The sequence below is a fragment of the Candidatus Solirubrobacter pratensis genome (assembly GCF_000425945.1).
In the GTDB taxonomy this organism is placed as follows: Bacteria; Actinomycetota; Thermoleophilia; order Solirubrobacterales; family Solirubrobacteraceae; genus Solirubrobacter; species Solirubrobacter pratensis.
The window spans coordinates 210,352-236,291 of the sequence record NZ_AUEK01000011.1; the positions used below are offsets into that span (position 1 = coordinate 210,352).

21 protein-coding genes and 1 pseudogene are annotated in these 25,940 nt (G+C 75.3%); 5 read left to right on the forward strand and 17 right to left on the reverse strand.

Features of this window, described 5'->3' with window-relative positions:
- Window positions 1-15: 15 nt before the first annotated feature.
- Genes H958_RS0117995 through H958_RS48310 form a run of 10 tightly spaced genes read right to left on the reverse strand, consistent with a single transcriptional unit; the run spans window position 16 to window position 7,760 of the window.
- Window positions 16-417: a hypothetical protein gene (locus H958_RS0117995; protein ID WP_028059681.1), complete on the reverse strand. Its 402-nt coding sequence runs from the start codon at window positions 415-417 to the stop codon at window positions 16-18.
- Window positions 414-1,544 (reverse strand): carboxylate-amine ligase, encoded by a 1,131-nt coding sequence (locus H958_RS0118000; RefSeq protein WP_028059682.1) that lies wholly within the window; start codon window positions 1,542-1,544, stop codon window positions 414-416. Before H958_RS0118000 ends, H958_RS0117995 begins: the two co-directional genes overlap by 4 nt.
- Before the next feature lie 6 nt (window positions 1,545-1,550).
- Window positions 1,551-2,243: a redox-sensing transcriptional repressor Rex gene (locus H958_RS38325; protein WP_081686015.1), complete on the reverse strand. Its 693-nt coding sequence runs from the start codon at window positions 2,241-2,243 to the stop codon at window positions 1,551-1,553.
- Window positions 2,240-2,488, reverse strand: coding sequence for a glutaredoxin family protein (locus H958_RS0118010; protein WP_028059683.1), 249 nt, complete (start codon window positions 2,486-2,488; stop codon window positions 2,240-2,242). The genes H958_RS38325 and H958_RS0118010 overlap by 4 nt, the downstream gene beginning before the upstream one ends.
- The gene (locus H958_RS0118015; RefSeq protein ID WP_028059684.1) at window positions 2,485-4,905 is read right to left on the reverse strand and encodes a S8 family serine peptidase; all 2,421 of its coding nucleotides are present in this window, start codon (window positions 4,903-4,905) and stop codon (window positions 2,485-2,487) included. Before H958_RS0118015 ends, H958_RS0118010 begins: the two co-directional genes overlap by 4 nt.
- 1 nt (window position 4,906) lies before the next feature.
- Window positions 4,907-5,890, reverse strand: a complete 984-nt coding sequence (gene tsaD, locus H958_RS0118020) for a tRNA (adenosine(37)-N6)-threonylcarbamoyltransferase complex transferase subunit TsaD (RefSeq protein WP_028059685.1) — start codon at window positions 5,888-5,890, stop codon at window positions 4,907-4,909.
- Complete coding sequence (rimI, locus tag H958_RS38330) at window positions 5,887-6,381, reverse strand: ribosomal protein S18-alanine N-acetyltransferase (RefSeq protein WP_051324459.1); 495 nt, start codon at window positions 6,379-6,381, stop codon at window positions 5,887-5,889. Before rimI ends, tsaD begins: the two co-directional genes overlap by 4 nt.
- Window positions 6,378-7,010 carry a tRNA (adenosine(37)-N6)-threonylcarbamoyltransferase complex dimerization subunit type 1 TsaB gene (tsaB, locus tag H958_RS38335; RefSeq protein WP_051324460.1) on the reverse strand — a complete coding sequence of 211 codons (633 nt, stop codon included), beginning with the start codon at window positions 7,008-7,010 and terminating at the stop codon, window positions 6,378-6,380. The genes rimI and tsaB overlap by 4 nt, the downstream gene beginning before the upstream one ends.
- Window positions 7,007-7,414, reverse strand: a complete 408-nt coding sequence (gene tsaE / locus H958_RS48305) for a tRNA (adenosine(37)-N6)-threonylcarbamoyltransferase complex ATPase subunit type 1 TsaE (RefSeq protein ID WP_028059686.1) — start codon at window positions 7,412-7,414, stop codon at window positions 7,007-7,009. Before tsaE ends, tsaB begins: the two co-directional genes overlap by 4 nt.
- Window positions 7,407-7,760, reverse strand: coding sequence for an LPXTG cell wall anchor domain-containing protein (locus H958_RS48310; protein WP_028059687.1), 354 nt, complete (start codon window positions 7,758-7,760; stop codon window positions 7,407-7,409). The genes tsaE and H958_RS48310 overlap by 8 nt, the downstream gene beginning before the upstream one ends.
- 89 nt (window positions 7,761-7,849) lie before the next feature.
- Between H958_RS48310 and H958_RS43600 the strand changes: the two genes are divergently transcribed.
- On the forward strand, window positions 7,850-10,207 hold the full coding sequence (locus tag H958_RS43600) for a glycosyltransferase (RefSeq protein WP_051324461.1): 2,358 nt from the start codon (window positions 7,850-7,852) through the stop codon (window positions 10,205-10,207).
- Here the strand turns inward: H958_RS43600 and H958_RS0118050 are convergent.
- Window positions 10,170-14,471, reverse strand: a complete 4,302-nt coding sequence (locus H958_RS0118050; RefSeq protein ID WP_028059688.1) for an alpha-(1->3)-arabinofuranosyltransferase domain-containing protein — start codon at window positions 14,469-14,471, stop codon at window positions 10,170-10,172. The genes H958_RS43600 and H958_RS0118050 overlap by 38 nt on opposite strands.
- A gap of 46 nt (window positions 14,472-14,517) precedes the next feature.
- Here H958_RS0118050 and H958_RS0118055 point away from each other — a divergent pair, with 46 nt between their 5' ends.
- The gene (locus tag H958_RS0118055; RefSeq protein ID WP_028059689.1) at window positions 14,518-15,846 is read left to right on the forward strand and encodes an O-antigen ligase family protein; all 1,329 of its coding nucleotides are present in this window, start codon (window positions 14,518-14,520) and stop codon (window positions 15,844-15,846) included.
- Window positions 15,847-15,906: 60 nt separating this feature from the next.
- Here H958_RS0118055 and H958_RS48315 read toward each other — a convergent pair.
- A pseudogene (locus tag H958_RS48315) lies at window positions 15,907-16,914 on the reverse strand (acyltransferase family protein); the annotation flags it as partial.
- An 11-nt stretch (window positions 16,915-16,925) separates the two neighbouring features.
- On the opposite strand from H958_RS48315, the gene H958_RS0118065 reads away from it, so the two are divergent.
- The gene (locus tag H958_RS0118065; RefSeq protein WP_028059691.1) at window positions 16,926-18,299 is read left to right on the forward strand and encodes an ArnT family glycosyltransferase; all 1,374 of its coding nucleotides are present in this window, start codon (window positions 16,926-16,928) and stop codon (window positions 18,297-18,299) included.
- On the opposite strand, the gene H958_RS0118070 is transcribed toward H958_RS0118065, so the two are convergent.
- From H958_RS0118070 to H958_RS0118080, 3 genes are read right to left on the reverse strand one after another with little or no spacing between them, the layout of a single operon-like run.
- Window positions 18,224-18,625, reverse strand: a complete 402-nt coding sequence (locus H958_RS0118070) for a hypothetical protein (RefSeq protein WP_028059692.1) — start codon at window positions 18,623-18,625, stop codon at window positions 18,224-18,226. The genes H958_RS0118065 and H958_RS0118070 overlap by 76 nt on opposite strands.
- A gap of 26 nt (window positions 18,626-18,651) precedes the next feature.
- A complete protein-coding gene (locus H958_RS0118075; protein WP_028059693.1) occupies window positions 18,652-20,163 on the reverse strand; it encodes a hypothetical protein in 1,512 nt (503 codons plus the stop codon).
- Entirely contained in the window at window positions 20,160-21,644 is a 1,485-nt protein-coding gene (locus tag H958_RS0118080; RefSeq protein WP_028059694.1) for an oligosaccharide flippase family protein, read from the reverse strand. Before H958_RS0118080 ends, H958_RS0118075 begins: the two co-directional genes overlap by 4 nt.
- Window positions 21,645-21,667: 23 nt before the next feature.
- On the opposite strand from H958_RS0118080, the gene H958_RS0118085 reads away from it, so the two are divergent.
- Window positions 21,668-22,678: a glycosyltransferase family 4 protein gene (locus H958_RS0118085; RefSeq protein ID WP_196807416.1), complete on the forward strand. Its 1,011-nt coding sequence runs from the start codon at window positions 21,668-21,670 to the stop codon at window positions 22,676-22,678.
- On the forward strand, window positions 22,675-23,553 hold the full coding sequence (locus tag H958_RS0118090) for a glycosyltransferase family 2 protein (protein ID WP_028059696.1): 879 nt from the start codon (window positions 22,675-22,677) through the stop codon (window positions 23,551-23,553). The genes H958_RS0118085 and H958_RS0118090 overlap by 4 nt, the downstream gene beginning before the upstream one ends.
- A gap of 28 nt (window positions 23,554-23,581) precedes the next feature.
- On the opposite strand, the gene H958_RS38355 is transcribed toward H958_RS0118090, so the two are convergent.
- Both H958_RS38355 and H958_RS38360 read right to left on the reverse strand, forming a co-directional pair.
- Window positions 23,582-24,481 carry a sigma-70 family RNA polymerase sigma factor gene (locus H958_RS38355; protein ID WP_051324462.1) on the reverse strand — a complete coding sequence of 300 codons (900 nt, stop codon included), beginning with the start codon at window positions 24,479-24,481 and terminating at the stop codon, window positions 23,582-23,584.
- Window positions 24,482-24,755: 274 nt separating this feature from the next.
- A complete protein-coding gene (locus H958_RS38360; RefSeq protein WP_051324463.1) occupies window positions 24,756-25,928 on the reverse strand; it encodes a glycosyltransferase in 1,173 nt (390 codons plus the stop codon).
- Window positions 25,929-25,940 lie beyond the last annotated feature (12 nt).

The window sequence follows — 25,940 nt, forward strand, 5'->3', positions numbered from 1 at the left end:
ACCGTGGAGGCCGGACTACTGCCCCGGAACCCAGAGGCGGCCGGACGACTGGGCCGGCCCCGGACCTCCGGGATCTGCAGGCTTTTCCGGCTCCGGCTCCGCTCCGGGCGCATCGCCCGAAAGTTGCACATAGGCCATCTGCAGGCGCGACAGCGCGTCCTTGAACGGGCCCAACTCCGCCCCGTGCGTGTCCTCGACGAGCGGCAGCAGCGCGCGGGCGCCGTCGATCGCCTTCTTCGTCTGCGCGAGGTCGCGCCTGGGCTCCTCGTCGCCCGGCGGCGAGGCCAGGCCGGCCTTGCGGGCGCCGAGGTTGATCAGCGTCACGAGGGTCTGGAGCAGCACGTCTTCGACGCTGAGCTTCTCCATCTCGGCCTCGAGGGCGCGGATCTCGTCTTCGGAGAACTGGCGTTGGCTCATGGGATCGCTCTCTCCTGTGCCGGGTACGTCGCGCGGGTCTCCTCCACGCACTGCTTGAACACTTCGTAGGGTGACGCGCCGGCGTCGATCATTCGACGCTGCCGCTGCGCCCCGTTGAGCTCCGGCAGCGCGATGTCGGCGCCCGTCCAGGCCCTGAGGCGGTCCACCGCCTCGGTGGCCGGGTACTCCTCGATGCGCTCCGCCTCGAGGTCGAGCAGCTTGCCGTCCTGCCCGTAGCGGATGGCGCGCCACATGTTCTCCTCGATCAGGCGGCCGGGGACATCGGGCGGCGTCTCGCCCGCGTCGACCTCGCGCAGCGCCTGGGCAACGCACGCGACGACCAGCTCCGCGATGGCGTCGGCTTCCGGGCCCGTCGTCTGGGCGTCGCAGATCCGGACCTCGATCGTGCCGTAGCTGTGATGCGGGCGGACCGACCACCACAGCTGGGTGAACTCGACGATCGAGTTCGTGCGCAGCAGCAGCTCGACGTACTCCTGCCAGCTCGGCCACGAGCCGTAGACGTCCGGGATGCCGCAGCGGGGGAAGGATTTCGTGAACGTCTGCGTACGAGCGGAGTGTAGGCCGGAGTCGCGGCCGTCCAGAAACGGCGAGTTCGCGCTGATCGCGAGCAGCAGCGGCAGGACGGGGCGCAGGCGGTCGCACGCCTTGACGGCGCGGTCGGCGCCCTGGACGCCGACGTGGACTTGCAGCGCGAACGTGTTGTTGCGCCACGCGACGTACTTCAGGCCCTCCTCGACGCGGTGGTAGTGCTCCGTGTCGATGATCTTCTGGTCGCGGTAGTCGCTCAGCGGGTGCGTGCCGGTCGCGGCCAGCCCGACGCCGTTGGCCTCGGCGATCGCGAACAGGCGCCGGCGCGCCTCGTGTTGCAGCTCGCGGGCGTGGGCGAGCGTCTCGCCGCGGCCCGAGCGGATCTCGATCTCGGAGGAGATCAGCTCGCCGGAGATCGCATCGGCGAGCACCGGGTCGCCGGCGCCCGCGGCGCGCAGGTCCTCGAAGCGCGGCGTCAGCAGGAGCGTGTGGGGATCGATGATCGCCCACTCCTCCTCGATGCCCACCGTCAAGTCCTGCGAGCTCTCGAAGATCTCGCGCGCCGCAACCAGATCCATGCGTCCTCAGGTCAGGTAGAAGTACAGCGCGTACAGCAGGTCGACGGCGGGGCTGGAGGTGTGCACCGTCACCTCTGGTGGGACCTGCAGGAGCGCCTCGGAGTAGTTGAAGATGATCTTCACGCCCGCGTCGACCAGCAGGTCGGCGAGCCCTTGGGCGGCGGCCGTCGGGACAGCGAGGACGCCGACCACGATGTCCTCCTCCTCGACGATCTGCTTGAGGTCGTCGGTGTGGCGGACCGTCGTGGAGCCGACCTTCTCGCCGATCTTCTCCTGCGCCGTGTCGAAGATCGCCACGACGCGGAAGCCGTGGTCGGCGAAGATGTCCGACGAGGCGATCGCGCGGCCGAGGTGGCCGGCGCCGAACAGCGCGATGTTGTGCTGGCCGCTGGTGCGCAGGATCTTGCGGATCTGGCTGACCAGCGAGTCGACGTTGTAGCCCACCCCGCGCTTGCCGAACTTCCCGAAGCCCGACAGGTCGCGACGGATCTGGGTCGAGTTGACGTGGGTGTACTCCGAGAGCTCCTGGGAGGAGATCGTCTCCTTGCCCATCTTGCGTGCCTGGGTGAGCACCTGCAGGTAGCGCGAGAGACGGGCGGCCACGCCGAGCGACAGGCGGTCCGAGAGAGGACCCAGCCCGCCATCGCCCTGCTGTGCGCCGCCGCCGCCAGCCTTAGTCGCGACGTCGCCGAAGCTCATCTGTGCCCACGATAGAGAATGCGCCGCTGGAGGGCGTCCTCATCGACGACGTAGTCGAAGAGCTCTTCGCCGTCGACCGCGATCACGGGGATCCTCTCCAGGTAGCGGGCGTGCAGGACGTCGTCCGCCGTGATGTCGATCTCCTCGATCCGGAACGGCGCGCGCAGCCGGACGCGATCGAGGGCTTCGCGCGCGTCGTCGCAGAGATGGCAGCCGGGGCGGCCGTAGAGGGTCACGGTCGTCATCGGGCGAAGGACTTCGAGCGCCCGGTGACCGGCTGGTTGCGGTTCGGCGCCCAGGCTCTCGCGCGGTAGGCGTAGCGGCCCGCGGGAAGCGCGTCGAAGTCCGCCTTCGGCAGCGTGTAGCCGTATTCGGCGGGCATCAGCTCCGTCGCGCCGCCGGGGACGGTGAGCGTGCGGACGGTCTCGCCCTGGGCGTTGACGAGGTCGAGCTCGAGCTTGTCGGCGAAGCGGATGCTGCTTCCGTCGCCGAGCGGGTCGCCGCGGCTGAACGAGCCGAGGGTGAAGCGGACGCCGCGGCCCGCGGCGGTGAGGCTGAGGCGGCCGAGCGGGACCGCGGGCGGGCTCTGGGGGCGGATCAGGTACGGAACCGAGGCGACGGTGCGGTTGCGCGAGTCGAGCGCGACGAGCCGTCCGGCGCCCTGGGTCGGTGTGCGCACGGAGACCTCGGCGGGCGCGCCGGGCGTCAGCGTGAGCGTCGGGGGGTCGATCTGCGCGTTCCCGCTCCCGCGGAGCCGGAGCGCGGTCGACGCGGTGGCGCTCAGGGTGAGCTCGAGCGGGTCGAGCGGGCCGGAGGCGGGCGACGTGGGGTCGGCGGTGATCCCCGCGGCACTTTCGGGGGGTCGCAGCGCGCCGCCGCCGGTCCGCTCCGGTGGCAGGTTCGCCGGATCGGCGGCGGCGATGATCTGCGCGCGCAGCTGCGCGGGCGAGAGCTCGGGGTGGGCGCGGAACAGCCGCGCGGCCGCGGCGGCGACGCGCGCGGCGGCGATCGCGCTGCCGCCCGCCACGGCGGTCGCGCCGCCGGCCGTGACCGTCAGCGCGCTCCCCGCCGCGGCGACGTCGGGCTTCGCGAGGCCGCCCGCGGACGGGCCTTCGGACGTGTACGGCGACGCGTGCAGCGACGGCTCCTCGCCGCGCGGCGAGCGCTCGACGTGGCCGAAGGCGATGCTTGTGCCCGGCTTGACGCTCAGGAGCCTCTTCGCGGCATCCCCGGTGACGCCGACGACCGGCGCGGCGGCGCGGCCGGCGGCCATCGCCGGCAGCGGGCGGTCGGCGCGGGGGTCGGCGAGCAGCACGACGCGCGCGCCGATGGCGGCGGCCGCCGCGGCCTGCGCGGCCGGGTTGGCGCCCGCCTTGACGATCAGCGCGGTGCCGCGCAGCTTCGGCGCCTGGTCGCCGAAGGCCGCGGGGTCGGCCGCCGTGACGGGTCCGGCGCTCTTGGCGGCCGCCGGCGAGCCGCCGAGCACGGCGGCTTCGGCGATCGTCTCGCCGTCCGCCTCGAGCTCGACGCGCGGCGCGGGCTCAGGGCCGGCGAGCGCGCCGACCGCCAGCGCGTCCGCCGCGGCCGCGGGCGAGCCGATCGTCCCGCTGCCCTCGCGCGCCGCGCCCTCGTTGCCGGCGGGCGCGACGACGAGCGTCCCGAGCCCCGCCGCGCCGCGCACGGCCTGCGCCTCGGGCGAGCGCTCGAAGCCCGCGTAGGGCGAGTTCACGCCGACCAGCGCGATCGCGGCGTGGTCGGAGCTGTCGAGGTCGCCGTTGGGGTCCACGGCCCGCTCGAGCCCCGCGAGCAGCTCGTCCGTGGTCCCGACCGCCTCCACCGAGGGCGACGCGCGCAGGCTCGCGACGCGGATCGGCATCACGCGCTCCCCGAGCTGGGCGAGGACCCCCGCCAGCGCCGTCCCGCTGGTCTCGCGCCGGCCGGTCCCCGCCGGGTCGCGGCCCGGCGAGGGGTCGGTGTCGCGGTCGACGGCGTCGTAGCCGGGATCGGCGTGGGCCTTGAGCGCGGTGAGGTCGACGCCGGTGTCGAGCAGCGCGACCGGCGGCTGGCCCTGGGCCGCCTCCTTCTCCTTGGGCCGGGAGTCCTCGACCGGCACCGGCTCGCCGCTGGCCGGGTAGGTGCGCCGCACCGTCCGCACGCGGGCGCCGCGCGAGTTCAGGCGCCCGACGTCCTGCGTGCGCACGGTCGCGGCGAAGCCGTCGTAGACGCGGTAGTAGGAGACGACGTCGCGCAGCACGATCCCGTTGGCCTGCAGCGCGGACCGCAGCGTGATCTGCTCGCGCTTGAGCGACTTGATGTAGACCGCCTGCGCCTCGGCGCCCATCGCGCGGGCGTCCTTGAGCTCGCCCAGCGGCCTGCGCGGGAGCTGGACGAGGACGCGTGTCTCGTCGCCCGCCGGCTGGCCCGGGCTGCGCCCGTCGTAGGGCACCGGGTCCGCGAGCGTGCCGGGCGGGGCCGCGGCGCCGGGGAGCGACGCCTTCCCGCCGGAGAGGACCACGACGGCGACGGCGATCGCGGCGAGCACGAGCGCGCCGAGCGCGATCCGGCCCCACGGCGGCCGCCGCGGCGGCGCCTCGGCCGGCGGAGGCTCGGTGATGACGCGCTCGCCCGCGGCGGGCGCGGCGCTCTCGTCGCCGCCGGGCACCTCAGGCCGCGCGCCGGGTCGCGTAGGCGTCCAGGGCGAGGTAGTGCGGGAACGCCGCGGGCTGCACCCAGCGGGCGGCCGACGCGATCATCGCGGCGTTGTCGGTGCAGAGCTCGGGCGGCGGGATGTGCACCGGGACGCCGAGCGCGGCGGCCCGCTCGCGCAGCAGCCGGTTCGCGGCGACGCCGCCGCCGATCGCCAGCCGCGGCTCGCGTTCGGTCTCCAGCGCGCGGGTCACGCGGGCGATCAGCGCCTCGACGATCGCGTGCTCGTAGCTTGCGGCGAGGTCGGCGGCGCGGCGGGCGGTCTCCTCCTCCCCCAGCTCGCGCACCTTGTACAGCAGCGCGGTCTTGAGGCCGGCGAACGAGAAGTCCAGCCCGGCGACGCGCGCGCCGGTCGGGAACGCGAACGCCTCGCGGTCGCCCGAGAGCGCGAGCTTGGACAGCGCCGGGCCGCCCGGATAGCCGAGCCCGAGCAGCCGCGCGCCCTTGTCGAACGCCTCGCCGGCGGCGTCGTCGAGCGTCTGCCCGAGGGTCGTGTAGCCCTCGTGGTCCTGCACGCGCGCCAGCAGCGTGTGGCCGCCCGACGCCAGCAGGCACACGAACGGCGGTCCGAAGGGGTCCGGGGCGAGGAAGTTGGCGGCGACGTGGCCCTGCAGGTGATCGACCGCGGCGAGCGGCAGGCGCCGGGCGCCCGCGATCCCCTTGGCGGTCGCGACGCCGATGAGCAGCGCGCCGACCAGTCCGGGGCCTTGCGTCACGGCGACGGTCTCGACGTCGGCGAGCGTCGCGCCGGCCGTCGCGAGGGCGTCGTCCACGACGTCGTTGGCCAGCTCGAGGTGGTGCCGCGACGCCCATTCGGGCACCACGCCGCCGAAGCGCGCGTGCACGCCCTGCGAGGACACGACGTTCGAGCGGATCTCGCCGTCGCGCGTCACGACCGCCGCGCACGTGTCGTCGCACGACGTCTCGATCGCCAGGATCACGGCATCCCGGGGACGTCGTCGAGCGAGCCCCGCTGCGTGGCCGGCGTGCGCCACATGATCAGGGCGTCCTCGCCGTTGTCCTGGTAGTAGCGTCGGCGGACGCCCGCGGCGCGGAAGCCGAAGCGCTCGTACAGCGCGATCGCGCCGTCGTTGGACTTGCGTACCTCGAGCGTCAGCTGGGAGTCGGGCGCGACCCGCTCCAGCAGCCGCTCGAGCAGAGCGGTCGCGATCCCGCGGCGGCGCGTCTCCGGGTCCACGGCGACGTTCATGATGTGCCAGACGGTGTCGTAGCGCGAGCAGATCGTGTAGCCGACCAGCTCGCCCTCGATCTCGGCCGCGAGGCAGATCCCTGACGCCTTGGAGAGCTCGAGCACGAACATCGCGAGCGACCACGGGCTCGTGAACGCGCGGCGCTCGATCGCGACGACCTGCGGGAGGTCGGCGTACGTCAGGCGACGGACCTGGATGGCGGCGGCGGGGGGAGCGGTCACTGTGGCTTGGCGTCCGGCTCGCGGCGATAGTCCGGGAGCAGGGCGTCGCGGTCCACGGGCTCCTTCGCCCGACCCAGGCGGCACACCATCAGGGCACTCACACGGTGGGCGTCGGAACCGTCGGCCGGGACGTCCGCTCCGGCCCGCTCGAGCTCCATCCGAAAGCGTACCGCCCCGTCGCCGACGGCCAGCGTGCCGCGTGAGAGCCGCCCGGCGAGCGTCTCGGGCGCCAGCGCGACCGGCTCCAGCGTGCGCTCCCCGTCCTCGTAGAGCGCGGCGAACACCTCGCCGCGGCGGGCGTCGATGACGGCGGCGACGCGGCCGTGGTGGGGCGCGGCGAGGGCGTCGAGGCTGGAGACCGGCGCGAGCGGGATCTGGCGCGCCTGCGCGATCGCGCGGGCGGTCGCGACTCCCAGCCGCAGTCCGGTGAAGCCGCCCGGGCCGACGCCGACGCACAGTCGCTCGATCTCGTCCCAGCTCGCTCCGGCCTGCTCGAGCACCCGCTCGAGCAGCGGCTGGAGCGTCTGGGCGTGGCGCGGCTTCTCGCCGTCGTCGTGCAGCTCGAGCTCCCGCGGCCCGAGGACCGCGACGGTCGTGACCGGCGTCGAGGTGTCCAGCCCGGCGATCACGCGATCTCGATCCTGCGATCGTCGCCGCCGGCGTGCGCGAGCCGGACGCGGTGCGCGATCCGCTCCGGCGGGACCGCGTCCTCGGCGTGCTCGGGCCACTCGACGAACACGATCGCCTCGGGCGCGAAGAACGGGTCGAGGATGCCGGGGTCCTCCCCGCCCATGCCCGCGAGCCGGTAGAGGTCAAGGTGCGCGAGCGGGCCGTCGTAGAGATGGCCGACGACGAACGTCGGCGACGTGATCGGGCCTTCGACGCCGAGCGCGCGCAGCGCCCCGCGCACGAACGTCGTCTTGCCGGAGCCGAGCTCGCCCGAGACGAGCACGACGTCGCCCGGCTTCAAGGTCTGCGCGAGCACGGCCCCTGCGCGCTCGGTCGCGCCCGGCCCGTCGCTGATCTCAGTCACGGACGCGCGCGCGCAGCGCGAGGCCGGCGCCGAGCAGGAGCGCGCCCCCGGCAGCCAGGGGCCACGCGTCGATGCCGGTGTAGGGCAGCTGCGGCTGCGACGACGGTGCGGGCGTGGTGGTCGCGGTCGCCGCTGCCTGGGCGGGCGCCGGAGGCGCGGCGGGCTGGGCCGGCGGCGGCGTCGCGGTCGCCTTCGGGCGCGGCGTGGCGGTCGGCGTGGCGTCGCCGCCGAACGGGTCCGAGTACTGGTCGTCGCCCGCGCCCTGGGCGCGGGCGCCGGCGGGCAGGACGGCGAGCGACACGAGGGCGACGGCGAGACCCTGCCGGATTCGCGAGGCATACGGCATCGGCGGGCCAGTCTAGTGCCGCGAGTCTCGCCTCGCCGCGGCCGGGCGGGCGGCGGATCCGGCACCGGCGACATTTAGAGTGCCGCGCGATGGGCCACATCCTGCTGTTGACCGACCGCGATTGGACGCATCCGCAGGGCGGCGGCACGGGCGCGAACTTGTATGGGCAGGTCGCCCACTGGCTCGAGTGGGGCCATCAGGTCACGGTCGTCGCGGGCGCGTACGCAGGGGCGGCGCCGGTGGAGCGGCCGGCGCCGGGCCTTGAGCTGCACCGGATGGGGAACCGGCTGACGGTCTTCCCGCGCGCCGCGTGGGCGGTCCGGCGCGGCCTGGGGCGGGACGCGGACGTGGCACTGGAGGTCATCAACGGGATCGCGTTCTGCTCGCCGCTGTGGCTGTGCAAGCCGCGCGTCGCGCTCGTTCACCATGTGCACCAGGACCACTACGTGACCGAGATGGGCGCGCTCGGGCGCGTCGCGGGGCTGCTCGCCGAGGCGCTGCCGCTGAAGCTCCTCTACCGCGGGACGCCGTTCGTGACGATCTCCGACTCCGCGCGCCGGGACCTCGCCAGGCTCGGGGTCCCCGGCGCGTCGGTCGTGTACCTCGGGGTCGAGGACGTGGTGGGCGCGGGCGCTCGCTCGGCCGAGCCGCGGCTGCTCTACCTCGGCCGCCTGAAGCGATATAAGCGGATCGAGCTGCTGCTCGACGTCGTGGAGGCGCTCCCCGAGGTGGTGCTCGACGTCGCGGGCGACGGCGATCACCGAGGCGAGCTCGAGGCCGAGATCGCGCGCCGCCGCCTCCGCGAGCGGGTGGTCCTGCACGGACATGTGAGCGAGCAGGAGAAGGCGCGGCTGTACGGGAGCGCGTGGGTCAACCTGACCGCCTCCTCGGCCGAGGGCTGGTGCCTGACCGTGATGGAGGCGGCGACCTGCGGGACGCCGAGCGCGGCGCTGCGCGTCGGCGGGTTGCCGGAGTCGATCGAGGACGGCGTCACGGGGCTCGTGGCCGACGATGGCCCGGGGCTGGTGGAGGCGGTCCGGCGGCTCGTGCGCGACGACGCGCTGCGCGAGCGCATGGGGTCGGCGGCGCGCGAGCGGGCGCGGGAGTTCACGTGGGAGCGGACGGCGCGCGGGACGCTGCGGCAGCTCGAGGCGGCTGCCGCGGCGCCGGTGATGGGCGCGCGGGCGGCGCTGGCGGGGTCGGAGACGATCAAGGCGGCGGGGATGGCGGCGGCGACGCTCGCCGCCAACGCGTTCGGGCTGTTGTTCACCGTGCTGTTCGCACGGATCCTCGGCGCGACCGACTACGGCTCGCTCGCCGCCCTCGTGTCGACGTTCCTGATCCTCGCGGTGCCGGGGTCGGCGCTGCAGGTCGCGGTGGCGCGCGAGACGGCGCTGGGACGGCTCGGGTCGGGCGCGGAGCTCGCGGCGACGATGTCGGCCTGGCGGCGGCGGCTGTGGCTGGGCGGGCTGGCGCTGACCGCGGTCGCGGTGCTGCTTCGCGACCCGATCGCCGACCTCGTGTCGGTGCCGGAGGCGTGGGCGGCGGCGGCGACCGCGCCGACGGGATTCCTCTGGCTGCTGCTCTCGGTCGAGCGGGGTGCGCTCCAGGGACTGCACGCGTACCGGCCGGTCGCCTGGTCGGTCGTCGCCGAGAACGCCGGCCGGGTGGTCTTCGGCCTCGTGCTCGTGGGCGCCGGTCTCGGCGTCACCGGCGCGTACCTGGGGACGCCGCTCACGATGCTCGCGGTCGCGCTCGGGCTGCGGTGGCTCACGGCGCGCAGGCTCGCGGCGGAGGCGCCCGCGGGCGATCGTGCCGTCGCCCTCGCGGCGCGCGGCTTCGGCGACCTGATCGGCCGTGCGTGGCCCGCGGTGCTCGGCCTCTTCCTCGTCGCCGTCCTCCAGAACGTGGACGTGATCATGGTCAAGCGGCAGATCGGCGGCGACGCCGCCGGCGCGTACGCCGCGGCGGCCGTCGCGGCCAAGGCGGTCGTCTGGGTGGCGATCGGGATCGGCCTCTATCTGCTGCCGGAGGCGGCCCGCGCCTCGCGCACCGGCGGCGACCCGCGGCGCGTGCTCGTGCGGGCGCTCGCCGTGGTCGGCGCGGTGGCGGTGCCGATGCTGGTCGTCTACGCGGCGGTCCCGGAGACCGTCCTGCGCCTCGCGTTCGGGGAGGACACCGTCCAGGCGGCCGGCGCGCTGCTCGTGCTCGGGCTCGCGATGACGCTGCTCGCGGTCGGCTACCTCGGCGTCCAGTACATGCTCGCGCTCGGCCGGCTCTCGTTCCTGTGGGCGCTCGGACTCGTCGCGGGGGCCGAGGTCGTGCTGCTCGGCGGCGCCGACCTGCGCTCGCTCGTCGGCTTCGCGGGCGTGGTCCTCGCGCTGCAGGCGGTCGCGGCCGCCTGCGTGCTCACGCTCGGGCTCGCCCGCCGCGCCGCCGTGCCGTGAGCAGCCGCGCGAGCGCGACGATCAGCAGCGCCACGGCCGCCGCCGCGATCCAGTGCACCGCCACCCGCTCATCCGCGTAGTCGGAGTCATAGCCGCCGCGGTCGTCGACGGCGATGACGAGCGTGAGGACGGGGACGCCGACGACGAGCAGCGCGCCGGCGAGCGCGAGCAGCGGCGCGGCGGGGATGCCGCGCCAGAGGATCAGGAACAGCCCGAGCGCGAACAGCGGCGTCGCGCGCGCGGCGAAGACGAACCCGAACGCGAGCGACAGCGGCAGGGCGACGAGCGCGGCACGCGTGGCCCGCATCCGCGCGGCCTCGCCGCCCGACAGCGCGGCGGCGCCGCCGCCGTCCACGATCGCGGCCTCGCCGCGCGCCGCCACCGCGGCCTCGCCGCGCGCCGCCACCTCGGCCTCGCCGCCCGCCACCGCCGCGTCTCCCCGCGCCGGCGCGGTCTCCGCGCCCGCTCGCCCTCGCGCGCCTCTCCGCCGCCCCACGAGCACGAGCGCGGCGAGCGCGAGTGCGGCGGCCAACGAGGTGATCCCCGCGGCGGTCACCAGCCGGTCGGGGCCGAACGAGAACGCGACGTCGCGGCACGTCTTTGACACGTGCCAAGCCATCGCGTAGCCGTCGACCGGGCGGGCCGCGCCGAGGTCGTGCCCGTCGCATTCCGCCGTCCAGCCCCGGTTGAACGCTTCGGCGAACACGAGCTCCGCGGGCGCGTCGAGGTCGAGCCGCGCGCCCCGCCGGTCTTGGGAGACCACCCGCCCCGGAGGCTGCGCCGCGAGCCGCGGGGCCGGCGCCGCGCTGCGCAGGCGGAGCAGGTACGGCGCGAACGTCCCGGCCGGCAGCGACAGCCGCGTCTCCCCCGCGCCGAGCGCGACGCTCCCGCAGCCGGCCGCGCGCAGCGGGCGCCCCGCGTCGAGGTCGGCGATGTCGCCGTCGACGCGCAGGCGCAGCGGGCGCCCGCCCGCGGTCCCGGCGAGGTCGCACGACGCGTGGATCGGCCCCGAGCGCGGCACATGGATCCGCGGGATCCCCGGCCCGGCCAGCTCGGCGATCCCGACCGCGCGCGCCTGCCGGTCCTGCCCCGGCGCGCCCGGCGCGAACGCGGCCCGCAGCACCTCGAGCCTGAACGCGCGGCCGCGCACCGCGCGCGGGAGCGCTACCCGCCCGCCGGCGCCGACCGTCGCGACCACGCTCGCGCCGCCGTCCGCGGACACGCGCACTTCGGTCGGCGCCCGCACCCGCGGCGCCGACGCGATCGTGAGCTCGCGCACCGTCGCGGAGCGGGGCGCCGTCCACTCCAGCCACGTCCGGCGTCCCTGCATCCACGATCCGATCCATGGTTCCGGCGTCCCGTCGAACGCACTGGACGCCCGCCAGCCCGCCCGGCCCTGGAAGCGCGCCGACGAAGCGAAGACCCCCTTCACGCCCGCCAGGCGGTCGAGCGCGGGGTCCCGTGCGTCGGGGGCGACGCTCGCCCACCCGTCGGCCGTCCATTCGCGCGCCGCCGGCGGCGAGAACACGCGCTCGAGGCCGGACTCGGCGTCGCCGCGGTCGCGCGCGAGGCCCGCGGTGCCGGGACCGTGCCAGGGGTCGCGGCGGAACGGGTCGTCGCCGGTCGTGCGCTGGAACAGGTAGGTCAGCGCCGTGTGCGACACGTCGCGCCCGGCGAGCGCCCGCTCGGCCACGACCGGCGGCCGCAGCGCCTCGCTCACGCGCACGCCGGGGATCGCCAGCTCGCGGATGCCGCCCGCCCGCTGGCGCACGCCGGGCGCTTGCCGCACCGCGGCGATGCTCACGCGCAGCGAGCGCACGCCGTGCAGGTCCAGTGGCAGCCGGTTGACGCCGCCGCGCACCGCGAACCGGCGTCCCGCGATCTCGACCGCGAGCACCTTCATGAGGTGGTCCGAGTACGGCGTCAGGTCCACGTACGGGACGTCTCGCGGGGCCGTGAAGCGGACCTCGAGCCAATGGCGGTCGGGCTCCAGCGCGCGGTCGGACTGCCAGTAGGTCGCCGGGTCGCCGTCCAGCGCCGCGGAGGGCCGGTGCTCTGGGAACTGCGTGAAGCCCGGTGAGAACGGCGCGCGGATCGACGCGACGCCGCGGAGCACGGCGACCGTCTGCGTCTCCGCCCCGCCGAACGGGTCCAGGACCGCGGCGTCCTCGGAGATCGGGTCGTCGGCCGCGAGCGTCGCCCCGGCGTTCTGCACCAGCCGCGAGACGACGAGCACGCGGCGCCGGTTCCCGTCGGCGATCACGACCTCCGGCGCCCGGCGGATCGCCGCGACGCCGGCGTCAGGGGCGAAGACGAACGATGTCGAGTGCTCACTCAGCTCAGCCTCCGAGACGCCGAAGTCCGTGGCGACGCCCGAGGCCGCCACCGGCGTCGTCGTCCCGGGCAGCGCGCCCAACGCGGCGAGGCCCGCGACCGCGTCGGCGCCGCCGTCCACCACCGCCGGCGGCGTGTCGGGCACGACCCGCACCAGCGGAGCGGCGGGCACGTCCCAGGCACGGACCTGCGGCAGCGCGCGGGCGGCGCCGAGCGTTCCGGCCGCCCGCGGGCGTGTCTTCACGGCGCCCCACTCGTGCTGCGGCGGCCCCAGCTGGTCGAGCGAGTCGGCCGCATCGGCGGCCGGAGCGGCGCCGCTCAGCGCGCGGTCGTCGTCGGCGCCGGCGACCACCGTGCGCGCGCCCATCAGGTCCAGCAGAGGCGCGAGCTGGCCCGGGAGCGCGCGCCGCTGCTGCACGAGCGCGTCGGTCGTCCACAGCAGGTCCGTCGCGCGCAGATCCGCGTACGGCACCGCGAACCGCGTGGCGACCGGCGCCTTCGCGATCGCGGGCAGGAGCGCGTCGACGGTCCCGCCCCAGTCGTAGTTCGCATACAGCTGACCGGGAAGGACCACCGCCCGCCCGCCGTTGGCGTCGACCTGCCGCGCGGCGGCGTCCCACGCCGCGGGGACGCGCTCGAACGTCAGCTGGTCCTCGACCGCCCGGCCGCGGACGAGCGGCCAGACGGTGAGCGCGACGAGCGCGGCGCCCGCGACGAGCGCCGGAATCCGCCACGGCTTCAGCCGCCGCGCCGCCTCCCCCGCCGCCATCCCGGCGAGCAGCGCGACCGCGAGCGCCACGAGCGGCCCCGCCTTGTGCGTCGTGCGCAGGAACTGGAGCGCGGCGACGTGGTTGTAGGCGAACGTCACGCCGCGCCGCAGCGGCGTGCCCTCCGGGAACCCCGCCGACATCACCAGCAGGCCGGTCAGCAGCAGCCCGAGGCAGAACGGCGCGTAGCTGCGGCGGCGCGTCCACACGAGGCCGGCGACCGCCAGCGCCGGCACGAGCAGCTGCGCCAGCACGACCGGGAGCGAGAACAGCATCACGCCGGCGTCGCCGAAGTACGGCCGCAGCGTGCCCGAGTAGCCGACGCCCAGGTAGGAGACCCAGTAGCCCATCAGCCGCAGCGACTCGGACAGGCTCGTCGTCGACCAGATCGTGCCCGGCTGCTCGGTGAAGGCGAGGAAGTCGACGCCGTAGCGCGACTGCACCAGCAGCGGCGCGATCCACCACGCGCTGACCAGCGCCGCGAGCGCGGCCGTGCGCCAGCCGAAGCTCCACAGCGCCCGCCACGGCACCGCGCGGACCCACGCCTCGTACACCCCGAGCAGCACCGGCCCGAGCAGCACCCACGCCGTGACGGCCGCGTTCACGCCGCCTCCCGAAGACGTCACCACCAGCGCGAACGCCGCCGGCCAGAGCCATCGCCGCGGCTCGCGCAGGCCGCGCCAGGCGCACAGCATCAGCCACGGCAGCGCGGCGTAGGCGAGCAGCGTGATCGACGTCCGGTTCGTGAAGATCACGACGTAGGGGTTGAGCAGGTACAGCGTCCCGGCCACCGCGCGCTCCCACGTCCCGCCGCCGCACAGCACGCCTGCCAGGCGGACCGCGCCCCAGGCCGCGAGCGCCAGCACGAGCCCGAGCCACAGCCGCTGCACCAGCCAAGGGGCGCCGAGCGCGTGCCCGAGCGCGAAGAACGGCGCCATCGGGAACGCGTAGCCGCCGTACTGGCCGCCCTGCACGTGCCCGAGGTCGCCGGTGTCCGACCAGGCCGAGAGCACGTCGCCGAGGAAGCCGGCCGGGTCGACGTGCAGATCGATCTTCGTGTCCGTGACCGCGAGCCCCGGCCGCTGCGCCAGGGCGAGCAGGAACGCGAGGGCGGCGAGCGCGGCCTCGACGGCGCGCCCGCGTATCGGGCGCGGGACCGGCACGCGCGGGCAGGATATGCCCGCCGCTCCGAATAGGCTCCCGCCGCTCATGCGCCGCCGCGTCTCAGCCGTCGCCGCCGGCGGGCTGCTCCTGCTGCCCGTCGTCCTCGCCTTCAGCCGCGGCGGCTACTTCGACGCGGCCCGGATCCGCGCGGCGATCGCCGCCTGCGTACTCGCGGCGGTCGCGGCCGCGCTGGCGCCGCTCCCGCGCTCCGGCCGGGTCGCGATCGGCGGCATGGCCGCGCTGACGGCCTGGACCGCGCTGTCGCTCACCTGGGCGCCGATGGGCGGACCGGCGCTCGACGACCTCGAGCGGCTCGTGCTCTACCTCGCGGCGCTCGTCGCGGCAGCGCTGCTGCTCAGGACCCGCTGGACCGAGCCCGCGCTGCTCGCCGGCATCACCGCGGCGGCGGCCTACGGCGTGTCGGAGCGGCTGCTGCCCGGGCTGGTGCACCTGACCCGCTCGGCGGCGGCGGGAGACCGGCTGTCGCAGCCGCTGACCTACTGGAACGCCCAGGGCGCGCTCGCGGCGGTGGGCCTCGTCCTGGCGGCGGGGCTCGTGGCGCGCGGCCCGGAGCGCGGCGTGCGGGCCGCGGCGGCGGCCACCGCCCCGCTGCTCGGGCTGGACCTCTACCTGACTCTCTCGCGCGGCGCCCTCGGCGCCTTCGCCGCCGGCCTGCTCGTCCTGCTCGCGCTGCGCCCCACGCGCGTGTCCCTGCACGGCGTCATGCTCGTGCTCGTCGCCGCGGCGCTTCCCGCGATCGCGGCGGAGACGGCGTTGCACCCCGTCCTGCACGCGGACTCGAGCGCCGGGGACGGGGCGGGGATGCTCGCCCTGCTCGCCGTCCTCGCGCTCGGCGCCGCGCGCATCGCGGCGCCGCCGGCCGATGACCCCTTCCCGCGCATGCGCCCGCTCGCCGCCGCCGCGCTCGTCGCCGCGCTCGCGATCACCGTCGTCGCCGCCGCCCACGGCGGCCGCGCGGCGGTGCCGCAGGGCGCCTCCCGGCTCGCCTCGGTCGAGAGCAACCGCTACGCCTACTGGCGCGCGGGGCTCGGCACGTTCGCCGACCATCCGCTGAAGGGCGTCGGCAGCGGCGGCTACCGCGTCGAGTGGCTGCAGCGGCGCGACTTCGCCGAGACGGTCCGGGACGCGCACTCGCTCTACGTCGAGACGGCGGCCGAGCTCGGCATCGTCGGGCTGCTCGCGCTGGCCGCGCTATTCGGCGGCGTCGCGGCCGCCGTCCGGCACGAGGCCGTCGCCGGCGCCGCCCTCGCCGCCTGGGCCGTCCACGCCGGCGTGGACTGGGACTGGGAGATGCCCGCGCTCACGCTCGTCGCCGTGCTGCTCGCCGGCGCCGCGATCTCGCGCCGGGCGTGAGGCCCGGCGCAGCAGCGGGCGCTCGGCGAGGTACCAGCTCGCCGCCGCGACCGCGCAGCTGAGCACCAGCGCGAGCGCGGTCACGACGAGGAACGGGTGGAAGTGCAGCGAGCGCTGGAAGCCGAGCTCCTCGCCGATCTGCAGCACCGTCACGTGCCACAGGTAGATGCCGTAGGAGATCAGGCCGAGCCACAGCGCCAGGCGATTGCCGAGGACGCGGCCCACCACGCCCTCGCCCGGCGTCGCGAGCACGGCGGCCGCCACCAGGGACCCGCCGACGACCGCGTAGAGCACATGCTTGGCCATGTACTGCCAGCGTGTGTACGGCTCGAACAGGGCGTGGCCGATGCCGATCCGCACGCTCACGAGCCAGAACGCGAGCGCCGCGAGCACCCACAACAGGACCGGGTAGCGCGCCCTGACCGGCTTCAGGCTCGCGATCGCCAGCCCCATCCCGAGGGCGAACTGGTCCAGGTAGGCGGGCAGCGAGTGCAACCACGGCGAGTCGACGACCTGGCGCGGCGATCCGGTCCACACGAACGCCGCCTTCCAGGCGAGCGAGGCCGCCGCGAGCGCGGCGAGCGCCCACGCCTGCCGGCGCAGCGAGGCGCGCCGCAGCAGCCACGCCCAGACCGGCACGAAGACGTAGAACGTGACCTCGATGTCGAGCGTCCAGGCCTGGATCAGCCCGCCCACGAGCGTGTCCTGCGAGTAGATCTGGCCGAAGCCGTAGAACGCCAGGGGGCGGTCGAAGACGCCGTGGCCGAGGACGACCGCGGTCACGGTGAGCGCGATCCAGTAGGCCGGGACGATGCGCAGCGCGCGCCGCCAGGCGTAGCGCGCCGTGTCGACCCGCGCGAGCAGGAACGGGCGGTAGAGGACGAAGCCGGAGATGACGAAGAAGATCGTCACGCCGACCTCGAGCCGCTGCGCGTAGCGGAACCCGGTGGCGCCCGTGGTCACGAGTCCCGACGAGATCGCGGAGTGCGTCAGCAGCACGCCGATGGCGGCCACCGCGCGCAGGCCGTCGATCAGCGGGAAGCGCTCTCTCCTCATCCGCCCCGGCATACTGCCAGCCGATGGAGCGCTTCCCGGCCCGGCTCGGCACCCTCCGGCGCTCTCAGGGATTCCCTGTCGGCACGCTCGGCACCCTCCGGCGCTCTGAGGGATTCCCTGTCGGCACGCTCCGCATCCTCCGGCGCTCTGAGGGATTCCCTGTCGGCACCCTCGGCACCATCGTCGCGGCCGGCGTGGCGCTCCGCGCGCTCTACCTCTTCACCGTGGCGCGCCATGTCTCGGGGGTCGGCGACTGGTGGTTCTACCACTGGCAGGCCAACGACCTGGCCTCCGGGCACTTCTTCGTCGAGCCGTTCCGGCTGCGCTTCAACCACCAGGAGTTCCCGTCGGCCGGGCATCCGCCGCTGTACCCGGCGCTGCTGTCGGTCGTGTCGTGGCTCGGCGGGACGAGCGTGATGTGGCATCGCGCGTTCGGACTCGTCTGCGGCGCGGCGTCGATCGCGCTGATGGGCGTCCTCGGCCGCCGCGTCGGCGGCGACCGGCTCGGCCTGGCCGCGGCGGGCGTGTGCGCCGCCTACCCGCTGATGGTGGTCGTCGACGGCGCGCTGATGAGCGAGACCGCCTACACGCCGCTCGTGATCCTGGTGCTGCTGGCGGCGCTCGCACGGCGGACGTTCTGGCTCGGCGCGGCGATCGGGCTGGCGGCGCTGTGCCGCTCGGAGGCGCTGCTCCTGCTCCCGGTGCTCGCGTGGCCCGTGCTGTGGCGGCAGGGGATCGCGAAGCCGGCGCTCGCGACGCTCGGCTGCGTCGTCGTGATCGCGCCGTGGACGATCCGCAACGCGGTCGCGCTCGGCCACGTGGTGCCGATCTCGACCAACGACTCGACGGTCCTGACGGGCGCCAACTGCCCCAAGACCTACTCGGGCCCGGACATCGGCTTCTGGCGCTTCGACTGCCTGGCGCCGCGCAAGGCCGACAACGAGGCCGAGCAGTCGGACATCTGGCGCGCCGACGGGCTGCGCTACGCCCGCGAGCACGCCTCCCGGCTGCTGGTCGTGATCCCGGTGCGGATCCTGCGGACGGTGTCGCTCTACCAGCCGCGACGCCAGGTCCTGTTCGCCGAGGGGCGCTGGATCCACGGCGAGCAGATGGCGGTCGCGGCCTTCTACCTGCTCGCGCTCCTCTCGTTCGCCGGGGCGGTGATGCTGCGGCGCGGCGGGACGCCGTTGTGGGTGCTGCTGGCGCCGGCCGTCGTCGTGCTGATCACCGTCGTGATCGGCTACGGGCACCCGCGGCTGCGACACGTGTTCGAGCCGTCGCTGATGCTCATGGGCGCCTCCGGCGGGCTGTGGGCGTGGGATCAGTTGAGGGCCCGCACGGGCGGCGCGAGCGCGCGGGCGCGCGAGCGGGCCCGGGTCGCGAGCGCGTCGTCGTAGCCCTGCGCCGCCTGGGCGAGCGCGGCCCACAGCTCGGCGTTGCGCGGCTCCTCGCGCGTGAGGCGGGCGAAGGTCGCGGTCGCGCCGGCGCGGTCGCCGGTCCGCAGCTGCAGGACGCCGACCGACTCGTCGACGCGCACGTCGGGATTCAGGCGGCGGGCGCGCGGCGCGAGCCGCTGCGCCTCCACGAGATCGGCGTTCGACGGCGTCCGGTTCGTGAACGCGAGCGCGACCATGCGGTCCTGCGCGTCGCTGCTGCGCAGCTCGACGGCGAGCCACGCGGCGCCGGTCAGCGCGAGGACGACGATGGCGACGCGGATGGCCACGGCTGGAGTATCGCCGCCAGGGCCGGTCAGCGCGGGGCGAGCACGAGGTAGTCGCCGAAGCGCGCGGCGGGGCGGTAGGCGCGGGCCAGGTACGCGTCGAGCGCGCGGTCGCCGGTCGGGCGGCCGCGCCGGTTGGGCTCGCGGACCGGCGGCTCCAGCCAGCGGATCACGACCTTCGGCCTGGCCCGCCGCAGCGCCGCGACGATCCTGCGCTGCTCCTCCGGCTTGGCCTGGAGGAGGAAGTCGCGGTGCAGGACGTTGGGGCGGCGCGTGAGGAAGTGCAGCAGCGGGTCGTTGAACGGCACGAGGTCCGAGCGCGCGGGCGCGACGTAGATCGGCTCGCCCGGAGGCACCATGCGCTGCGTGTAGGCGACGAGCCTCGGCAGGTCGCGCGCGTCGGCGGGCGGGACGCGGGCGCCGCCGGCGCCCTCCACGTGCAGCGGCGCCAGGTCCGGCGGGCGCAGCAGCGCGGAGGCGCGGCTCCCGGCGCCCGTGACGAGCAGGAGCGCCAGGACCGCCGCGAACAGCGGCTTCGGCTTGGTCGCGAGCGCGGCGATCGCGGCGGCGATCACGAGCAGCGTCTGCGCATGCTCCTCGTCGGCGCGGGACAGGAGGTAGGCGGTCGCGCCGAGCGCGAGGACCAGGAGGCCGACGAGCTTCGGCCGGCGCGCCGTGATGGCCGCGGCGATGACGGCGGCGAGCGCGGCATATGGCAGCAGCCAGCGGAGGAAGTCCAGCGGGTCCGATCCGTCGAAGCCGGCGGGGAACGGCAGCCGCCACCACTCGCCGTCGCGGGTGCCCTGGACGACGAGCGCGTCCCAGACCCGGGCGGGCCCCGAGGCGATCGCGAACGGCGCATACAGGACGGCGCCGGCGAGCACCGCCGCGGCGAGGGCGACGAGCCCCGCCCGGGCGGCACGACGGGGCGCCCCGCCTCCTCCCGCCGCCAGCGCGGCCGTCGCCGCCGCGGCGAGTCCGGCGGCGGCTCCCATGTCCGGGCGCCAGAAGGCAGCGGCGGCCGCGGCGGCGCCGGCCCACGCGGCCTGGCGACGCGATGCGAGCAGGACGGCGGCGAGCGCGAAGGCGAGCGCCGGGCCGGCCGGGTTCGCGCTGGTTGGCTGCGCGGCGGTGACGGCGGCGGCGGCCCATGCCGCGAGCGCCCAGCGCGGCCGCTCGCCGCGGACCAGCGCCCAGATCAGCAGCGCCGCGGTCGCGTCGGCGGCGACGCGGAGCAGGCGCCACCACAGCAGCGACGGCCCCAGCAGCTTGCCGGCGGCCATCACGACGAGCGGCTCGCCCGGCCCGTAGGCCCAGCTGAAGTCGCGCCACGGCCATTGGCCGCCGCCCATCCGCGTCGCGGCCTGCATCAGGATGCCCTCGTCCAGCGGTCCCAGATAGCGGCGCAGGGTGAAGCCCGAGATCAGCGCGCCGGCGAGCCACAGGACGGCCGGAAGCGCGAGGCGCCGGCCGCGGGACGGGGCGCCGGCGACGACCGGCCCGCCCGCGGGCTCCGCGGCGACGGCCGCGCCCGTCCTCACCGCGCGACCTCGCCGGCGGCGCCCGGGTTCGCCGGCCGCAGGTACCCCTGGAGCTCCGCCAGCAGCCCGCGCTCGAGGCGGCGGGTGGCGAGGGCGAGGGTGGCGAGCCAGAGCGTGAGCTCCAGCGCGGCCTGGGCGAGCGGCCGGTGCCCTCCCCACAGCGCGAGCCGGAGCGCCAGCACCGGCGCCGAGGCCAGCGCGACCGGCGCCGCCGCGCGGAGCGCGACCGGCAGCATCCGCACGCCGGGAAGCAGCCGCTGCACGTACACGTGCCGGACCGCGAGCACGCAGGCCGTGCAGCCGAGCCGGCCGGCGACGAACCACCAGGCGCCGCCGAGCAGCGCGCCCGGGACCGCGAGGGCGGCGAAGGAGGCCGCGAACGCTCCCGCCTCGACCGCTTGCGGCCAGGACTCGCCGCGCGCCCGGTAGAACGCGAACCAGTTGTACCCGACCTGCTGGATCGCTCCGGCCACCGCGAGCCCGCCGAGCAGGACGATCGCGCCGTCCCACTCGTCGCCCAGCACGAACCGCACGAGATCGGCGCCGAAGAGCGCGAAGCCGGCGCCGAACGGGAACGCCCACATCAGCGTCAGCCGGTTCGCCTTGGCGAACAGCTCCTCGAGCACGTCCACGCGCTCGCGGACGCGGACGATCGCCGGGTAGATCGTCGTCGCGAGGATCTGGTCAGCGCGGTCGACGTAGCGCGTGAGCGTCGTCGCCAGCGTGATGTAGCCCGCGGCGGCGAGCCCGTCGGAGACGCCGAAGACGGCGATCTGGCCCTGCGCGACGAGCAGCGCCGTCGCGGCGGTCACGAAGACCGGCCACGAGAAGCGCAGGTAGCGCCGCGCGGCATCGCGCTCGGGCCGCAGCCGCAGCCGGTACGGCGACACCCGCCACGCCGCCGCCACCGCGGCGGCGTTCCCGCACAGCGGCCCGATCACGAGCGCCCAGACGCCGACGCCGGCCAGCAGGAGAGGCACCGCGACCAGCACCGTCCCGAGCGGCACGATCGCCTGCAGCGACCGCAGCCGGACGTAGTCCATGCGCTTGAAGAAGACCCATTGCGGGGCCTGCAGCGCGAACGCGACGGGCAGGTACGCCACCGCGAGCGTGAGCCCGAGCAGCCGGTCGTCGTCGTAGAGCGCCGCCAGCAGCGGCGCCAGCGCAGCGATCAGCAGCGCGCAAACCAGCCCCAGCGCCAGCTCGACCGTGAACGCCCGCTCGAACTCCGCGCGCTCGTCGGCCGCCTGCTCCTGGACGAAGGCCTCGTCGATCCCGACCCGGCGCAGCGCCACGATCGTCATCGCGGTCGTGCTCACCACGCCATAGAGGCCGATCGCGTCCGGGCCGAGCAGCGCGGTGGCGAGCAGCCCCTGCACGAGCACGAGGCCTTCGGCGCCGGACAGGAACGCCGCGTTGACGACCCCGCCGCGAGCTGTCGCGACGCGCAGGCCATCGCCGGGACTGCGTCGCGTCGTCATGGGGCGCGATGCTAATGCCGCCCTTGCACGGAACCGTCGTCATCGCTTCCTACTCCGGTGTGCTCGGAGGCGCCGAGCGCGTCCTCGTGGACTGCGCGACCCGTCTCCCCCGCCCGGCGGTCGTCGCGTGTCCGGACGGTCCGCTGGCGGAGGCGGTGAGAGCGGCGGGACTGGCGCACGAGGAGATCGCCGGCGGGACGCTGCGGCTGCGCGGCAACGGCGCGCTCCATGGCGCCGCGCTGGCGCGGATGGCCTGGGAGGTCGGCGGCCTCGTCCATCGCCGCCGCCCCGCGGCGCTCGTCGCCTGGAGCTCGCGGGCGGCGCTGGCTCTGGCGGCGATCCCGCGGCGCCCGCCGCTCGTGAGCGTGCTGCACGACCTCCACGACGGCGCGGTCGCCGCCGCCGTCGGGGCCGCGCTGCGCCGGGCGGACGCGGTCGTCGCGACCTCCCGGGCCGTCGCCGCGAGCCTGGCGCCCGGCGCGGTGATCCTCCACCCCGGCGTCGACCTCGCGGCCTTCACTCCCACGCCCTTGCCGGAGGGGCCGCCGCGCGCGCTGTACCTCGGCGCGCTCGTCCCGTGGAAGCGCCCCGACCTGGCGATCGAGATCGCCCGGCGGATGCCCGAGCTGCACCTGACGCTCGCCGGCGAGCCGCTGCCCGGCGAGGAGATCGCGCTCGATCCCCCGGGCAACGTCACGCTCGCGGGCCGCGTCGAGGCCGCAGAGGCCCTCGCCCAGGCCCACGTGCTCCTGCACTGCGCCGGCGCCGAGCCGTTCGGCCTCGCGCTCGTCGAGGCGCTCGCCTGCGGCCGGCCCGTGGTCGCGCCCGCCGCCGCCGGACCGCTCGAGATCGTCGCCGCCGGCTGCGGGCGGCTCTACCCGCCGGGCGACGCCGATGCGGCGGTGGCCGCGCTGCGAGCGGTGATCGCGGATCCGGAGGCGCCCGCCGCCGCCCGCCGCCGCGCGGAGGCCTTCGGCGTCGACGCATCCGCCGCGCGGATGGCCGCCGCGATCGAGGCGGCGATCGCGCGATGACGCGCCCGTACGCGGCCGTCGTCGTGCTCCACGAGTCGCGCGACGAGCTCTCGGCGCTGCTGCGCTCGCTGGAGCCCATCGCCGGCCCGCGCCTGATCGTCGTCGACACCGGGGCCGACGACGGCGGCGCGCAGCTCGCTCGCGAGCACGGCGCCGAGGTGATCGAGCGCCGCGACAACCCCGGCTTCGGGGCGGCGACCAACCTCGGCCTCGAGCGCGTCAGCGAGGACGTGGCGGTCCTGCTGAACCCCGACGTCGAGGCGATCGGCGACTCGCTGCCGCGACTCGCCGCGATCGCGGCCGAGCACGACGGGCTGCACGCGCCGCGGCTGCTGAACCGGGACGGCTCGGTGCAGCGCAGCGCGCATCCGCTCCCCGGCACGCTCGGCGCCCTCCTCCCGGCGGTGATCCACCCGCCGCTGCTCCCCGCGGCGATAAGAGACCGCGCGGAGCCGTACCGGAGCACACGAGCGCGCAGCGTGGGCTGGGCGATCGCCGCGTGCCTGGCGGCGCGCACGGACACGCTGCGCCGGTTCCCGTTCGACCCCGCCACCCACCTCTACGCGGAGGACATGGAGCTGTGCCTGCGGGCGCGCGACGCCGGTGTCCCGACCGTCTACCACCCGCAGCTGATCCTCCGCCACGCCGGCGGCCACAGCCTCTATCGCCAGGGCGAGCCGCACGAGCGGCTCGCAGCGCGGCGCCGCGAGGCGATCGAAGCGACCCGCGGAGGGCGCGCGCGACGGCTCGACGACGCCGCGCAACTGCTGACGTTCGCCATCCGCGCGGCCGTCAAGCGCCCGAACCAGCGCGAGCGCGCTCAGCTGAACGCGCTCCTTAAACAGCGCGACCCGGGAGGTCCCGGGTCGAACTGATGAACTGCTTCGCCTTCGGCGACGTTCCCTAGGCGGCCTCGCGCAGAGCGATCAGCTCCGGCCGCTGCGAGAGGCGCTTGAGGGCGCGCTCCTCGATCTGGCGGGCCCGCTCGGTGGATACACCGAGCTTCCGGCCGGCCTGCGAGAGCGTCTGCGGCTCCTTGTCGCCGGCGCCGAAGCGCATCTCGATCACGTCACGCTCGGGCTCGGGGAGCTCGGCGATCGCGGTCAGCAGCGTCTCGGACTTGAGCGCCTCGTGGACCTCCTCGTCCACCGCCGGCGTCTCGATCGCCAGCAGGTCGCCGAAGGCGGTGTCGCCATCGTCCCCCACCGGCTTGTCGAGGCTGACCACGGCGCGATCGGCCTTGCGGATCTCGATCACGTCCTCGAGCGGGAGGTCGGCGGCCGAGGCGATCTCCTCGTCCGACGGCTCATGCCCGAGCTTCGTCGTCAGCTCGCGCTCGATGCGCCCGACCTTGCGGGAACGCTGCGCCACGTGGACGGGAAGGCGGATCGTGCGGCTCGTGTTCTCGAGACCGCGCTGGATCGCCTGCCGGATCCACAGCGTCGCGTACGTGGAGAAGCGGAAGCCCTTGCGCCAATCGAACTTCTCGACCGCTCGGATCAGCCCCAGCATGCCCTCCTGGATCAGGTCGCCGAGGGCGAGGCCCTGGCCCTGGTAGCGGCGCGCGTTGGCGACCACCAGGCGGAGGTTGGAGTTGATCATCCGCTCCTTGGCGGCAAGGTCTCCCCGCTCGATGCGCTTAGCGAGCTCGATCTCCTCGCTCGGCTTGAGCAGCGGGTACCGACCAGCCTCGCGCAGGAGCAGCTGGAGCGAGTCGAGCGTGGGATCGGCGGCGTGCTCGGCCTCGGTCTTGCGGCGCGGGGTATCGGTGATAGTGGGCGTTTTGGGGTCCTTCCGTATCAAATTCCAACTCGTGTAGTAGGAATTTTAGCTCGATATCGTTGATCTTGCAACTACAACCAGCAAGCCCTGCGTCACTCGCCGGCGCCGGCAGGCTGTGCGTTGCGTGGTGGGCGACCAGTCCACGATCGGACGACCGTCCCCCCGAGGGGTCCCGGTAGGCCGCTAAGCTTGTGACCGAAGCGACACACCAGGGGCGCAGGGCGGCGCCCGCGCACAACAGACAACCCGAATCATGCCACGGGGTTACGCTGATTGTGCCCGCGGCCAGTGTGTTTTAACGAATCCTCATGAGATGTGCGTCGCGACGTGCAACTCGCCGGGGCAAAAGGCCCCCGATCGGGCGCTCCGGATCCCGCGGCCCACGGTCCTCCGCGACGGTCTCCGCGACGATGGCGCGAAGCCGCTCCTGGAAGCGCGCGACGCTGAATCGGCGGGCCGAGGCGACGCACTCCGCGGGGTCCACGAGCGCAGGTTCGAACCGCGCGACGACCTCGGCCAGCGCCCGCGGATCGTCCCCGTCGTCGTAGAACGCGCCGGTCACCCCTTCGCGCACCGTCTCCAGCACTCCGCCGCGGCGCAGCGCGATCACGGGGCGTCCTGAGGCCAGCGACTCGACCGCGGCGATCCCGAACTCCTCCTCCGCCGTGACCACCAGCGCGCGGGCGCTGCGCAGCAGGTCGGCCACGTCCTCGTCGCCTAGCCGGCCGGTCAGCCGGACCGTCGGTCCGGCGAGCCTGCGAAGCGACCGCCACTCCGGTCCGTCCCCCACGACCACCAGCGGAGCGCCCAGCGCGTTGAACGCCCGGATCGCGACGTCGATGCGCTTGTGGGACATCAGCTCCGCGAGCACCAGGTAGTGCGCTCCCACCGGGCCCGGGGCGAAGCGCCCGAGCTCCACGGGCGGGTGGAGCACCTGCGCCTCGCGCCCGAAGTAGCGACGCACCCGCGCCGCGGTGATCGCCGAGTTGGCGATGTAGGCGTCGACGCGCCGCGCGGCGACCGAGTCCCACTGGCGCCAGCGCGAGAGCAGCACACGCAGCGCCGGGCGCGTGAGCGGGCCGCGCGCGGCGAGCGTCGCCTCGCGCTCGGACCACGCGTACCGGAACGGGTTGTGGCAGTAACAGACGTGGACGGCTCCAGGATCGACGAGCACGCCGTGCGCCCAGGCGCTCGAGGACGAGACGATGACGTCGTAGCCGCGCAGGTCCAGCGACTCGATCGCGTGCGGATACAGCGGCAACAGCGGCCGGAACGTCCGTGACGTGGGACGCACGCGTTGCAGGAACGACGTCCGCGGCGAGCGCGCCGCGAAGCGCCCCTCGGTGCCGCGCTCGTCATAGACCGCCGTGAAGACGTCGGCGTCCGGCCAGGCGTCGCAGATCGCGGCGAACACGCGCTCGGCGCCGCGGACGTCGAGGAGAAAGTCATGAACGAGCGCGACGCGCATGGCGCGGCATCC